The 15,038-nt window shown below is 37.9% G+C and carries 13 protein-coding genes; 2 read left to right on the forward strand and 11 right to left on the reverse strand.

The features are described 5' to 3' along the window. Positions 1-118 precede the first annotated feature (118 nt). Positions 119-2,272, forward strand: a complete 2,154-nt coding sequence (locus MHB44_RS16645) for a cell division FtsA domain-containing protein (protein ID WP_341300096.1) — start codon at positions 119-121, stop codon at positions 2,270-2,272. 55 nt (positions 2,273-2,327) lie between these two features. Here the strand turns inward: MHB44_RS16645 and MHB44_RS16650 are convergent, their stop codons facing one another. From MHB44_RS16650 to MHB44_RS16690, 9 genes are all read right to left on the reverse strand, one after another. After that, complete coding sequence (locus MHB44_RS16650) at positions 2,328-2,822, reverse strand: YtxH domain-containing protein (RefSeq protein WP_341300097.1); 495 nt, start codon at positions 2,820-2,822, stop codon at positions 2,328-2,330. 134 nt (positions 2,823-2,956) lie between these two features. Next, the gene (locus MHB44_RS16655; RefSeq protein WP_341300098.1) at positions 2,957-3,463 is read right to left on the reverse strand and encodes a DUF948 domain-containing protein; all 507 of its coding nucleotides are present in this window, start codon (positions 3,461-3,463) and stop codon (positions 2,957-2,959) included. 105 nt (positions 3,464-3,568) lie between these two features. After that, positions 3,569-4,882 carry a UDP-N-acetylmuramate--L-alanine ligase gene (gene murC / locus MHB44_RS16660; RefSeq protein WP_341300099.1) on the reverse strand — a complete coding sequence of 438 codons (1,314 nt, stop codon included), beginning with the start codon at positions 4,880-4,882 and terminating at the stop codon, positions 3,569-3,571. Between the two features lie 230 nt (positions 4,883-5,112). Next, a complete protein-coding gene (locus tag MHB44_RS16665; protein ID WP_341300100.1) occupies positions 5,113-8,172 on the reverse strand; it encodes a DNA translocase FtsK in 3,060 nt (1,019 codons plus the stop codon). A gap of 265 nt (positions 8,173-8,437) precedes the next feature. After that, the gene (ytpR, locus tag MHB44_RS16670; protein WP_341300101.1) at positions 8,438-9,052 is read right to left on the reverse strand and encodes a YtpR family tRNA-binding protein; all 615 of its coding nucleotides are present in this window, start codon (positions 9,050-9,052) and stop codon (positions 8,438-8,440) included. Continuing rightward, positions 9,049-9,873 (reverse strand): DUF1444 domain-containing protein, encoded by an 825-nt coding sequence (locus tag MHB44_RS16675; RefSeq protein WP_341300102.1) that lies wholly within the window; start codon positions 9,871-9,873, stop codon positions 9,049-9,051. Before MHB44_RS16675 ends, ytpR begins: the two co-directional genes overlap by 4 nt. Before the next feature lie 157 nt (positions 9,874-10,030). Then, positions 10,031-10,549: a hypothetical protein gene (locus tag MHB44_RS16680; protein ID WP_341300103.1), complete on the reverse strand. Its 519-nt coding sequence runs from the start codon at positions 10,547-10,549 to the stop codon at positions 10,031-10,033. 84 nt (positions 10,550-10,633) lie between these two features. Further along, positions 10,634-11,155 (reverse strand): DUF84 family protein, encoded by a 522-nt coding sequence (locus MHB44_RS16685; RefSeq protein WP_341300104.1) that lies wholly within the window; start codon positions 11,153-11,155, stop codon positions 10,634-10,636. A gap of 59 nt (positions 11,156-11,214) precedes the next feature. Further along, positions 11,215-12,291 (reverse strand): M42 family metallopeptidase, encoded by a 1,077-nt coding sequence (locus tag MHB44_RS16690; protein WP_341300105.1) that lies wholly within the window; start codon positions 12,289-12,291, stop codon positions 11,215-11,217. A gap of 160 nt (positions 12,292-12,451) precedes the next feature. Between MHB44_RS16690 and MHB44_RS16695 the strand changes: the two genes are divergently transcribed. After that, positions 12,452-12,766 carry a peptidase M4 gene (locus MHB44_RS16695; protein ID WP_053996603.1) on the forward strand — a complete coding sequence of 105 codons (315 nt, stop codon included), beginning with the start codon at positions 12,452-12,454 and terminating at the stop codon, positions 12,764-12,766. A 59-nt stretch (positions 12,767-12,825) separates the two neighbouring features. Here the strand turns inward: MHB44_RS16695 and MHB44_RS16700 are convergent, their stop codons facing one another. Then, positions 12,826-14,052 carry a hypothetical protein gene (locus MHB44_RS16700; RefSeq protein ID WP_053996604.1) on the reverse strand — a complete coding sequence of 409 codons (1,227 nt, stop codon included), beginning with the start codon at positions 14,050-14,052 and terminating at the stop codon, positions 12,826-12,828. Between the two features lie 119 nt (positions 14,053-14,171). Continuing rightward, on the reverse strand, positions 14,172-15,035 hold the full coding sequence (locus tag MHB44_RS16705; RefSeq protein WP_341300106.1) for an MBL fold metallo-hydrolase: 864 nt from the start codon (positions 15,033-15,035) through the stop codon (positions 14,172-14,174). Between the last annotated feature and the right edge of the window lie 3 nt (positions 15,036-15,038).

The following is a 15,038-nucleotide window of genomic DNA, read 5'->3' on the forward strand; positions in this document are numbered from 1 at the left end:
ACATTTTTAGATATTAGCAATATTATAATCAATGTTGTGCAAAATGTCACGCATTTTTAATTTAGCGCTTCAACTCGCTAAATTGTTTTCAGCTATAATAAGAAAGGAAGCGATTACATTGAGTTCTAAATTATTTGCACTGGATATTGGTACACGCTCAGTGGTTGGTATTATCCTCCAAGAGGAAAACGACCATTTCCATGTGGAAGATATTTTAGTGAAAGAGCATAAAGAACGTGCCATGGTAGATGGGCAAATACATAATGTCATGTATGTAGCAGAATTAATTAATGGAATTAAACATGAGCTTGAAGAAAAACACGGTCCTTTAACAAAGGTAAGTGTAGCTGCAGCTGGACGATCTTTAAAAACAGAACAAGCAAGCGTGACCATTAATATACGAAATCGACCAATTTTTACAGAGGAGGATATTAGTCGCTTGGAGCTTCAGGCTGTCCAGCAAGCTCAGCAGCAACTATTACAGCAAAAAGAGGATGCAAAAATTAGTCATTATTATTGTGTTGGCTACTCCGTTCTCTATTATCGCTTGGATGGAGAGGAAATTGGTAGCTTGCTTGATCAGCAAGGTGATGAGGCACAAATTGAAGTGATTGCTACCTTCCTGCCACGTGTTGTTGTGGAATCGTTGATTGCTGCTTTAAAGCGCGCTGATTTAGAAATGGAGGCATTAACATTAGAGCCTATTGCAGCGATTAATGTGCTAATTCCGCCAACGATGCGTCGCTTAAATGTAGCATTGGTCGATATAGGCGCTGGTACATCCGATATTGCCATTACCGATAAAAGCACCGTTGTTGCCTATGGAATGGTGCCAACAGCTGGTGATGAAATTACAGAAGCATTAAGTGACCATTATTTACTAGACTTTCCTGTCGCAGAAAATGCCAAGCGACAGCTCCAAACAGAGGAAGATATATTGATTCAAGATATTTTGGGCTTTGATCAGTATTTCCCAAGGGATGAGGTTTTATTAGCCATTGCACCAGCCGTTAAACAGCTCGCAAAATCCATTGGCGAGGAAATTTTACGTTTAAATAATCAAACAGCACCTAAAGCAGTGATGCTTGTTGGCGGTGGTAGTTTAACGCCACACCTGCCAGCAGAGCTTGGATATATTCTTGATTTACCAGCAAATCGCATAGCTGTTCGTGGCATTGATGCTATTCAGAATCTTACAAAAGAAGAGCATATTAAAACCTCACCAGAGTTGGTGACGCCAATAGGAATTGCGATTGCTGCTAAAAAAATGCCGATTCAGTATATGAGCCTTACTGTTAATAATCAAGTTGTGCGTCTTTTTGAATTAAAAGAAATGACCGTGGCAGATGCTTTTCTAGCGGCAAATATTCGAGCAAAGCAATTATATGGAAAGCCTGGTCATGGCTTATCCGTTCATGTCAATGGGCAGGATATTTTTATCCCAGGTGGACATGGACAGCCTGCAGAAATATTAGTAAATGGGCAACAAGCAACGACCAAAACACTTATTAAAACAGGAGATGCTATTCAGCTTATTGAAGGGCAAGATGGACAGCCTGCAACTGCTACTGTCCGTGACATTGTTGACCCTGCGGCCATTAAAACCATTACCATCCAAAATACTAAGTATGTGATTGAACCAAAAATTTCGGTGAATCATACCCCTGCATCACTAGATACTGTTTTAAATGATCGTGATATCATTACATTTGATATTGCTGAAACTATTGAAGCCGCCTTTAAGATTACAAATAATTGGCATTTACTCAAGCAATTTGAGTCCTATACGATTCAAGTAAATGGACAACCATTATATTTACCAGAATTTTCTTCACAGTTACTGATTAATGGAAAAGCAGCTAAATTAAGCTATGCTGTACAGGATGGGGATGTGATTAGCTTTCAGCAACAAGCCCTCCCAACTATACAACGAATTGCAGAACAAATGAATCTTTTACTAGAGGATAAAATAACTGTTCATTTCCAAAATGAAGTGTTGGAACTGTCAAAAACAGCAAATGAAGCACTTGTTAATGAGGTGGTCGTTTCGCCTCTTTCAACGGTGGCCAATCGATCTTCAGTTGTATTTAGAGAAAAGGATCGCAGTCGTTGGATTTATCAGGATGTATTCCGCTTCTCTAATTGGCAACTACCTACCAGCTTTAAAGGAAATTTCACGATTTTAAGAAATGGACAACCTGCTAGCTTTGATATGGAAATTTTCGGTGGAGATAAATTAGAAATTTTATTAGAGCAATCACCAATTATGTAAAAAGGGGCTACGTTACACGAAAATATGTAACGTAGCCCTTTTACAATGCATCACATCATGCACGCACTTCTTCTGTTGTCTCTTCAGCAGCCTGCTCTGTTGTTTCTTCAGCTGCTGGTTCCTCATTAGATGTATAATCCTCTAGTGGTTCTTCACCTTCAAATGAAACTGTCCCATCATCAAAAACAGTTGGTGCTTTCGCTGTTTTTAATGTTTTTACCTTTTCTACTAATTGTGAAGATTGCTCTTGAAGTTGTTTAGAAAGCTGTAATGTTTTATCTTTTGCCGTTGTTGAAAAATCTGCACTCTTATCTTTTAAACTAACAGCTTGTACAGCTACGTCGCTACGTAAATCTTTTCCTGATTTAGGTGCTAATAATAGACCTGCCGCTGCCCCTACGATTCCTCCAACTAATGCGCCAATCACAAAATCTTTCATATTTACACGCTCCTCTTCGTAAATCGATTCCTGCGGATGATAAAGCTGTGGTAATGAACTTTCAAGTTGCTGTTCCTTTACTTCGTTAAAATTTGGCTTGTTAGTTGTCATGCAAACAATTCCTCCCCATCTAATGATCAATTTTGTCCAGACTTGTTGTTCATCTACTTTTACAGATGCATCTTCAACTTATGTCTAAGACTTTATTTTTATTCGGTCAGTATTGTATACTCACCAAATAATTATTATTTTTTACGACCCCATTTTCTTTTCGGCTTTTCTGCTTGCTCGGCTTCAAATTCATATGCATTTTCAGCTACAGCTTCCTGGGCTTGTTCAATAATTTTACGCTTTTTCCATTTATCAGCAATGCCCATTGCCACATTACTCCATTGTACAACCTGTGCAATTTTTTCTTCATTTTGCTCTACACTTTTAGAAACAGAGGATGTAATTTGTTGGACAGAATTATTTAAACCATTAACGGAGTCACCAATACCTTTAACAGCATGAACAACTGAATTTAATTGTTCAGATTTATGTTGTATATCCTCTGCTAAGCTATTTGTTTTTGTTAATAAGGACGTTGTTTCGCGGGTAATGCCTTGCATCTGTCCTTCAATACCTGATAATGTCCCAGCTAAGCTGTTTAAAATAGATTTGAGTGAAAATAATGTCATACCTAAGCTCACACATAAAATTAAAAATCCGATTGCAGCAATAATGGCTGCAATATACAAAATCACTTCCATAAGTTGACCTCCTAGTAAATTCTCTTTACTATTACTTTCCCTAACTTCGACAAAAAAAACAAAATTCCTGCTAAAGTTTTAAAAAAACAGCTTAACCCCTACGGACTAAGCTGTTTCATTGCTTTTTAACACATTTTCAAAAGCATCTTGGAATTTGTGAACATCACCAGCACCCATAAATAAAAATACTGCACCTCTATGTTGTGTTAATATCTCAATTCCCTCAGTGCTAATCACTGCGCTGCCTTCAATAAGTGACGCTAAATCCTGAATCGAAAGAGCGCCCTGTGTTTCTCTTGCAGAGCCAAAAATATCACATAAATAGGCTGTATTTGCAAGGCTTAAACTATCTGCAAAATCTTGTAAAAAAGCTTGTGTACGTGTAAATGTATGTGGTTGGAAAATAGCGACTAGTTCACGCTCAGGAAATTTTTGTCGTGCCGATTGAATCGTTGCACGAATTTCAGTTGGATGGTGTGCATAATCATCTATTAACACATTATCCCCTATCCTTGTTTCCGTAAAACGTCTTTTTACACCCTTATACGTGTGTAGACGCTCCTGAATAAGCTCAGGTGAAATGCCTTCATATTCACATAATGTGATCACTGCTAACGTATTTAAAACTGCATGATCTCCAAATAACGGGATAAAGAAAGTGCTATAAAATTCATTACGCACAAAGACATCAAACTTTGTACCCTCAGTTGTTTTTTCAACATTCCGTGCCTCAAAATCATTTTCAGCACCAAATCCGTAATAAACAACAGGCACTTTCGCTTGAATACGCTGGAGTTGCTCGTCATCTCCACATGCAATAATCGCTTTCTTCACTTGTAACGCTAATGATTGAAACGCTGAATAAACATCATCTATATTGGCAAAATAATCCGGATGATCAAAATCAATATTTGTCATAACTACATAGTCAGGATTATATGCTAGGAAATGACGACGGTATTCACATGCTTCCATCACAAAGAAGTCAGCATTTTCATGACCAGCTCCTGTACCATCACCAATTAAATAAGAGGTTGGTTTATAACCACCTACTACATGTGCCATTAAGCCCGTTGTAGAGGTTTTACCATGTGCCCCTGTGATAGCAATCGACGTGTAGTTGCCAATATATTCACCTAAAAATTTATGGTAGCGAATAATCTCTACACCGATTTCACGAGCACGCGTTAATTCAGGATGATCATCAGGAAAAGCATTGCCTGCAATAACCGTCATCCCTTCTCGAATATTATCTGCATGAAATGTGTAAATTGGAATATTACGTTCACGTAACGGCTGCTCCGTGAAGAAATATTTTTCGACATCTGAGCCTTGTACTTGTTCCCCCGCATCAAATAAAATTTGTGCAAGCGAGCTCATACCAGAGCCTTTAATGCCTGTGAAATGAAAAACTGTCATTAATTAAACCCCCCGGGAATTTCAATATCCCATCTATCATCTCTAGTAGGTGTATCGTATTATTACAAGACTGTTTAGGTATTAGTACCTTTACAAGTGTTAAAAAATACGTACTATTCAACACATCTTGTCTATTATAGCACTTTTTATGCATAAGAATAAATGTGTAAGTTTTCTAAAAAAATAATTTTCTTATCAATAAGATTATTCAGATGTGATTGACGCCATTCTTATTCAAACATCGTGATTAGATCTTCTTCTGTAATATAACTTTCACGTGGTTTACTGCCCCTCGCCTCTGACACAAAGCCGTGTGATTCTAACATATCAATTAAACGAGCAGCACGATTATACCCAATATGATATTTTCGTTGAATTAATGAGGTAGAGGCGCCACCTTGCTCGTAAACAAATCGGCAGACATCCTCAAATAGATCATCCTGCTCTGCAGACACCTCTGTTTTCTTTAAAAGCTCCTCCTGATCGAAAATATAATCAGGCTCGCCCTGCTCACGAACATGCTCAATAATGGCCTCAATCTCATCATCGGTTACAAATGTTCCCTGTAAACGGACAGGTGCTGACATACCATTGCCTAAATATAACATATCGCCTCGTCCAAGCAACCTTTCTGCTCCCTGCCCATCTAAAATCGTACGGGAATCAATTTGTGAGGAAACAGCAAAAGCAATACGTGTAGGGATATTGGATTTAATCAATCCTGTAATAACGTCCACAGATGGTCTTTGTGTGGCCACAATTAAATGAATACCACAAGCACGAGCCTTTTGCGCAATACGGCAAATGGCCTCCTCTACATCTGCTGGAGACATCATCATTAAATCAGCTAACTCATCAATAACAATTAAAATATATGGTAATTTCAGGCTATGCTCATTATTTTTATCAGCGATTGCATTATAACGGGTAATATCACGTGCACCTGCATGCGCAAATAACTGATAACGACGCTCCATTTCCTCTACTGCCCACTTAAGTGCAGCCGTTGCAGCCTTCACATCTGTGATGACTGGGCTCACTAAATGTGGAATATGATTAAATGGTGCCAGCTCTACCATTTTAGGATCAATTAGCATAAGCTTTAACTCGTGTGGCGCAGCTTTATATAATAAACTAACCAAAATTGAATTGATACAAACAGATTTACCAGAACCTGTCGCACCAGCAATTAAACCATGAGGCATTTTCCGCAAGTCCAGCGTAACAGGTTTTCCTGTTAAATCAAGACCTAAGGCTGCCTCTAACGGTGAATCTGATTCAAGGAAGGCTGCGCTATTTGTCACTTCTGATAAGCGAACAGCTCGTGATACTCGGTTTGGAATCTCAATACCGATGGAACTTTTCCCAGGAATCGGTGCTTGAATACGAATATCCTTTGCTGCTAGGGCAAGCTTTAAATCATCTGCTAGGTTGCGAATTTTACTAACCTTTGTACCATGACTCACTGTTATTTCAAATTGCGTAACAGCAGGTCCCTGCATAATTGATTCAATTTGTGCAGACACTTGGAAATAAGAAAGTGCCTCAACCAATGTATCTCCCTGTTGCTCCATCCACTCTGTATCCTGTGTTTTTTCTTCTGGTGGCTCTAAATATTCATCAGCAGGTTTTTGGTAAACATGTACAGGCTTTGTCGTTTTTTCGACTACTGCTACAGTTTGTGGTTCTTGCTGTTCCACCACCTCCACTTGCACAGGCGCTTCAATAGTAGTGGAAACAACTTCAGTAATAGGCTCTATCATTAACTCAGTCGTTGCTGAAATTTCATCCGCACTTGCTAGCTCCATTTCTGCTTTTTCTAAAGTAGCGACATTGGACATCGTTGTGACAGGAGCCATTGTAATAACCGTTTGATGGTTATCTGACTGGTGCTTATTGGTATTCGTTTCTTCATGCAATTGCACAGCAGTTATTGAATGGTCTGGTTCTTTATATTGTGGTACATCTAGCTGACTAGCTGCTATGTTCACGCTGTCTTCTGTATCTTTTTCGTCTACAACTGGTTTGACATCCACTACCTTATTAGAAGATGATTGCTGATTTTCTACGGTATTAGAGGATTGTGCCATTTTCGATTGCTGCTTGATTTTCCACTTTTCTTTATCCGTTTTTAACATGAGTACATTAAAAGGAATTCGACTTTTTTCGTCTCTTTGTGTCATAGCTATAGATTGTTCTGCTGAAAGCTGTTGGTCGTTTTTTTCATTTGTTGCTGGCTGCACTACAGTAACTTCGCCAATATGAATGGTAGAATTTTCAATTTGAACTTGCTCCACAACCATTTCTTTTACATGAATTTCCGATTGATCTGCTGATAGCTTTTGAATAGTTTGCTCTTGCACAATGTCCTCCTGTACAGGCTCTTCAAAGTCCATTGCATAGGCGGTTGTTTGAGGCACGGCTATGTCTGGCTCAGTATGCCCCTGCGGATCATTCACTGCTTCCAACACTTCGTCATCAAAAATAATCGGTTCATTTATAGGTGGCTCCTGCTTCTCAAGTGGTGTAGGCTGTTCCACTACAGCCTGCTGGTTGATGCTAACCGACTCTTTTTCTTCTAGTATATTTGCATTGACCTTATTTGTTGTCGCTTCTTTTAATAACGGATTAGTTTCCTGTCTATCAGATTTCTGAACGTTCACCGCTTGCTTGTCATACTCTTCCTTTCGTTTATCTAATAATTCCTTGATTGGACTTGGTTTTGCAAAGCCGTAGACAGGTGACGGTACATCTGTTGGCACAAATCGTTTACGGTTTTCAGGCAGGCTACTTTTAACGATTTTCTCTGGTTGCTGAAATGTTTCTTTTGGTGTTGATGGTTGAGGTTGGACAGGCTGTTGTTGTGCATCTCGAAAAACAAGGCTTGCCCTTGAGCTCTTTTCCTGCTCCACAGCCTGACTTCTTGGCATAGTTGTTTTTCGACCTGTACGCTTTGATCGATTCGCCAATAACTCCCGAATCCCTGAAACCTCTACATCATAAACACGAGAATCCACAATATGATGGTTTAAATGTTTAGGTAAAGAGAGGTCCTCAATTTGTCCATAATAATCATCTTCTATATAATCAAATGCTTCTTTTTGTGATGGCTGCTGAGACATTACTTCCTCATCATCAATTAATGGGAAACGGAAAGTTTTTTGCTTCGCTACAGGTGGCTCACTTTGTACCTGTTGTTCTTGTTCGTAGTCCTCATAATATTCTTCATAGTCGTATTCATCATCTTCTTTATTTAAAATTTTATTAATTTGTTTTTTAAACCAATTCACTTTATTTCACTCATTTCTCTTACACTTCATTTATAGCATTGTCTATGTATCTTTCTTTCAATAGCACAATGTCTACATCAAAAAGCATACCATAAAAATGTGTGAGAAACTTGCATTTAGTAGATGATTCTAAACAAAAAAAATCGTTATGTTACTGTCATATTCGTAACATAACGATTTAGCATATCTTATCTTAATAGGAGAACAACTAGTGAATTCATGCTCTTAAAAATTGAACCATTTTCTATTTAATAGCTTAGCCATTTTATTTACTTGGCACTTCAAAGGCACTGCCCACTACTGCGTCTTCAGACAACACTAAAATACCTTTTTCAGAAGGGGCATTTGGAATAGCTAATTCACGAGCGGAGCACAGCATACCAAAGGAATCCACCCCACGTAAATTACCCGCTTTAATCAACATTCCTGAAGGCATCACTGCACCAATTTTCGCTACAACTACCTTCTGACCTGCTGCTACATTTGGCGCACCACAAACAATTTGTAACGTTTCATCGCCAATATTTACAGAACAGATACTTAATTTATCAGCATTTGGATGCTTGTCCTTTGTTTCTACATGACCGACCACAAATTTCGGAGAAAAGTCAACATTGAGACGAAGAGCAGCATCATTTTTTTCAATCGCTGCTTCCAACTGGGCTACTAATTCTGGCGTTACATCCACTACACCGTTTGCATCTGTTTGCACATAGCTACTTGCATGAAATAAATTAAAAGCCTTAATTTCTCCTGTTTGTGCCTCTTTTAAAATCGCAAAATCGCCAGCACGTTCTACGATTGTTTTGACGATTGGCTCCGTTGCTAGTTGAACTAATAAAACGTCGCCTACATGCTCTTTGTTGTAAAATACATTCATTGTTTTTCTTGCTCCTTTTTCACTCTGTTTTTTGCTAGGATAAAGATGGGCTCTAATTCCCCGTCTTCATAAATAAATGATAATGACGTAATCGGCACTGTACCGACTGCAAAGAAATGCATCGTCATCTGTGCTAATACATCATACCCTGTTTCATTGCGAATATCACCTATAATTAGCACATCTTGATGAGGCACAGATAATGTCATATCACCCTCCACCTGCGAGCGCATTTCTTTTAGAAAGTTTTCATTTAAGATACGACTTGCATCATAGCCATCATTGACATTGACAAAATAAAATAGATTGCCTGCTACCTCATCTTTTTTATACGTAGTTGGTAGCTGCTTAACGGAAAATCTAGCCATTTCTCGAATTTGCTCCACGGTTAATTGTAATGCTTCAAGCATGGATTCATCAATAAAGCGATATGTTTTTCCTAAATCAAGGGCATAAAAAATACGGGTTTCGGCTGTATGCTCTGTTGTAATAAAGGCATGTCCCTCTTTTGATGCTTGCGGATACGAGGTGGCACGAATTACAGGATAAATTTGTGTTGTTTTCTGGAAACCCTGATCCATCTCTTGCTCCATTGCATAGAAGGTTTGCTCAATTGTATAGATAACTTCTGCAATAGCTGCTTGTTGTTTATCATTATATTTAGCCGCAATTCCTGGTAAAGAAAGCTCCATTCCTTTTCCAAGCTTCTTGTGATTTAAACGTAATTTATCGTGCTTCTTATCAACATGAAATTCGAATTTTTCCGTATTTAGTTGCTTTTTTAATAGCTCTACAAGTTGCTCTGATTTTATTGGCTTCACTTTGTTCACATCCTATTTTTGAAATAGCTCCTAACAATAAAATCTATATGGATTTTTATTGACGTATCTCACGCATAATATTATCTTGAAATATTTTTAATCAGATTTTATTATATTGATAAGGAGTTCTATCTTTGATCTATTCAATCTCATCCACTTACTTTATCTTAACGGAATGAACAATTTTCGTCATTTCTCGTAAGTTGTCCTCAATATATTTGGCTTGTGAAATCGTTGTCATTTTTATACCACCGCTACTCACAACTAGCTCCATTTCATCCTCATTAGCTGTTTTTAGCACTGCAGTAAAGCCAAAATGACCATCCTTCTCATAAGTTGTTTCTTCAATAATTTTGTCAGCATCATTGTCTTTTAACAGATTATAGTATAACTTACTATCTTTAGCTTCACGATCATTAATAAAAAGAATATAGCTTTCTTTTCCTTTTGAAATAACAATATTATAGTCATCTGAACTATCTTCAACTTTAAATTTTGCAGGTAAGTATAGTTGGATATCATCAATTTGTTCTGTATGTTGTTCTGGCTCTTCAGCAAAAACGGTTTCTGTGATTTGCAGTCCATTTGCAATTTGTTCCTCAATAGATTGACTACAACCAGAAAGCCCCAACAGTAAAAGCATTAGGCCAGCAGCTCTTAGCCATGTATATGACATGTCTCTCTTCCTTTCACTACAAAGTTTTTTCTATTTTAAAAAAATCTTTCATAAGTTGCAACCGCACTACCTTACCACCATCCACTATTTTTGTAAATATGCGAACAAATATTGACCAATTAAAAGTGATACAATATGCTCAAACATTGTTTGTCTACTGACTAAACCTTGCGTAAAAATTCCTACAGCTCCCATACCTTGACGAATATCCTGACGTTTTGTATATTGCTCCATAATGGGCCCTAATTCTCCACCAGCTCTTATTTCCTGGGCAATTTCTTTTGGTAATATAATTTGAGCACCAGCAGCTGTAAACCTCGCTCCATCTGCAACAGTAAGTGCACCCCAGTTGCAAACATACATATCATTCTCTATTTCCATAATACCACCCTCTAAGCCAAATGATAATTGTGCAGCCGTTTGTATCATAGCATTTTGGGCACGATTAATAGCACCTCTTCGAGTTTCTTCAAGGCTGAGCGGTTGATCTGCTACTTCTGAGGCAGCTTTTACATAAGTAAAAGTAGCATCCTTAAAATAGTGTCGAGCAATTGCTTCAACTGCTTCTATTTTAGCTTTATTGGTTGTACCAATTGCTATATTCATCTAATCCCCACTTTCTTTCCATAGAAAAAGATGCCCGCTAAAGGCATCCTTCTAACTTCCTATACATTAGCGTGAATCGATGCTAATGTCGAACGATCTGCTTTTTTCACTAATTCAATAATTAATGCTTTCGCAGCTGCGTAATCATCAATATGAATAATTGAGGCAGATGTGTGAATATAACGTGAGCAAATACCAATTACTGCACTCGGTATCCCATCGTTGGCGATATGCACTTTCCCTGCATCTGTGCCACCTGGTGAAATAAAGTATTGGTAAGGAATATGATTTGATTCAGCTGTATCTAAAATAAACTCTCGCATCCCTCGATGTGTAATCATTGTGCGGTCATGAATTCGAAGCAATGTTCCTTTGCCAAGCTGCCCGAATTGATTTTTGTCTCCTGATATATCATTTGCAGGAGAAGCATCTAAGGCAAAGAATAAATCTGGCTTAATCATATTTGCTGATACTTGTGCACCGCGTAAGCCAACCTCCTCCATTACATTTGCACCTACATATAAATGAGAGCGAAGTTGTTCATGCTGTACTTCCTTCATTAATTCAATGGCTAATCCGCAGCCATATCGATTATCCCAAGCTTTTGCCATAATTTTTTTCCGATTTGCCATTGGTGTAAATGGACAAATTGGAATCACCGATTGTCCTGGTCGAACACCAAGAGCAAACACATCTTCCTTGTTATCAGCGCCGATGTCAATCAGCATATTTTTTATATCCATTGGCTTTGAACGCTCAGCATCTGTTAATAAATGTGGTGGAATAGATGATACAACACCAGGAATTGCACCATTTTTCGTAAATACTTCTACACGCTGTGCCAGCATGACTTGGTTCCACCAGCCACCTAATGTTTGAAAGCGCAACATCCCATTGTCTGTAATGGATGTCACCATAAATGCAACTTCATCCATATGCCCTGCCACTAACACTTTTGGTGCATCAGCAACTTCACTATATTTAACACCGAAAATACCACCTAAATTGTCTTGAATCATTTCATTTGAATATTTCTCTAGCTCGGAACGCATAAATGCGCGTACAGCATGTTCATTCCCAGGCGCCCCTGGTAATTCTGTTAATGTTTTAAATAATTGTAATGTTTCCTTATCCATGATGACTATCGCTCCCCACGAAGTAGAATATTCTTCTTTACTTATTGTAACATATTTATTTCTGAATTCGAAATATTGAACTATTTCTTTAAAATCGTGAACGTGCATTCACTCTATAGGCTATGCTAAAATAAAGAATATAGAAAAGGAGGAAAGAAACATGAAATTACGTGATTTTTTAATCGGTGTTGCAACTGGCCTAGCTGCCGCAGTCATTATTAAAGAAGCAAGTGAAAAAGTTTCTCCATTCGTACCCGCAGGACAAGTACTTGAAAACATAAAAAAAGAATTTAAAAGGGATGCACCCATTGATGGCTCTTGGATTTTTATGAAAACTGAGGATTATACAAATGGTATTATGACTATCCCAGTATATCGTGGAGGTATCTCTCGTATGAATGAGGGTGAACTACAAACCTTCGAATTCGCTGCCGATGCACGTTCAGGTGTTGTCGTGGAACTAACAGAAGTATAAAGAACAAATGAAGGGGCTATGCAAAAAGTGAACATCTTTTTGCATAGCCCTCCCTTCATTTATTCAGACAAACCTTTATTATTAAAGTATTTTTTATACTTTCGATAATAATTTAAGTTGTTAAGTGTAAGCTTTGTCCAGCGCTTGGCATTCATATCCTCATTAAAGTATAGGGAATTTGTATACTTGCCTTCACGAATTAATTTCTTCGCCTCTAATTTTAGCTTTTCATTCGATGCATATTTAAACAGCACACCTTTTGGAATAATCATCCATAAGTGCTTGTCCTGTACATATGTTACATCCTGCTCAATATTTAGCATATGGTCATCTGCTACATACTTCATTAAATTATGACCGCTTGCTGTGACATAATAGCTGGAACGACCATTGCGCAAATTAATTTCAAATAGCTTATACTGCTTATCTCGAATATCGTATTTCATATCGAAATTTGCAAAGCCAGTATAGCCGATATCCTCTAAAAAGAAGCGTACCTGGTCCATTAACTCCTTGTCATACGTTGTTACGATAGCTGCATAACTGCCAATGCCTTCAGGCGAATGCTCCTCAAGTATTGGATTACCTAAGCACATTAATTTTACTTTGCCGTCTTTCCCAACATAGGCATTTAACACACGCATATAAGAATCATCCCCAGGGATAAATTCCTGAATAATCATTGTATCCTGATAGGTTGAGCTATAAATCGCTTTTAAAATAGCTGTTTTTTCTGCCTCATCGTGCGCCACAAACACCTTTTTCTTACCCGGGAATTTACATGCCCAATACTCTACAGAATTGGATGCTTTTAAAATAATCGGATAATCAAATGGTGGTGTAAAGTTTTCATAGTTATCGGCTGTTACCGTTGCTGTACCTGGATATTTAAAATTATACTGATCGCACATTTTATAGAAATTTTCTTTCAGTAAAATTTCATCCATTAATGACTCATCAATATACGGGACAGTAAAATGCTCCTGTAGGGCAGGCTTATTTTTAATAATAAGCTTAGCATAATCGTCACCACAAGCTAATAGTAATAGTTTTTTATCTGTATATTTTTTTGCAACCTGTGCCAGTGCAGGGGCAAAAACATCTTGTTCATTTAAACGATCAATTTCTTGAAATTGTAGAATATGGCTATCTTGTGTGGCTGTTAAATGAGAACGACCTAAAACAAGTGGTTTAATGCCGTATGCCTCATAAAATGCACGTGCCATACCGTATGCATTCATATCTGATCCTAGTAAAACAGGTAAAAATGGTTGCTCAGTTGCCATGTTTATTTCAACTCTCTTTTATAGTTTAGTATCGTGTTTAGTGTATCATATTTTTTATCCTGTTCACGAACAAAAAAGCGAGGTATTGACATTTTATCTGTCAAATACCTCGTCTTATATTAAAAAGTAATAACAGCCTGTCTACTGCGCTCCAGCTTGTCCACTATTTCTTTGCCCGTTTCATCCCATTTAATCATACGGTAATACGCATCATGATAGAAAATAAAGCTATAGTTATTTGCCAAAGCTTCTTTCATCAGTCGCTCTTTTGCAAATACACTTGTCATTGGATAATCGTCGTAAGCTAATACCCATAATGGATTTTGGTGCGCATGCGTTGGCATAATATCTGCCATATGCAATAACACTTCACCATTTTGCGTTAGCTTGATAACAGCATGTCCCTCACTATGACCACCTGTATGAATCATTTCGATACCAGGCACTACCTCTAATGTATCCTCATAGGTTTCCACTAAGTGCTGTACAGGCTCCCAGTTTTCTTTCCAATACGTATTTTTAGAGCGGATATTTGGGTTACGCATTTCATCCCATTCAATTTTTGTGACAAAAATTTTAGCATTCGGGAAAGTAGGTACAAGTACATCTCCTTCCCATTGCGTTAAACCACCAGCATGATCGAAATGTAAATGCGTCATTAACACCGCATCAATATCCGCTGCTGTTAAACCTAGCTCCTGTAAACTAGCTGCCAATGAACCTTCTTCTGTTACACCAAAGTTTCGTAGTTGTTTTTCATTTAATTTATTAAAGCCTACACCTGTATCAATCAAATAGTTTTTCCCCTCATATTGAATGAGAATTGGTTCTGTTGGTAACTCAATTTGATTTTTTTCATTGACAGGATATTTGCGTGACCATAGTGGCTTTGGGACAACACCAAACATTGCACCACCATCTAAGCACGTCACACCCCCGTTTAGCCATGATAATGACATACTGTGAAACTGTAACTGATCCATCCA

It is taken from the genome of Lysinibacillus sp. FSL H8-0500 (assembly GCF_038051955.1).
Lineage (GTDB): Bacteria > Bacillota > Bacilli > Bacillales_A > Planococcaceae > Lysinibacillus > Lysinibacillus macroides.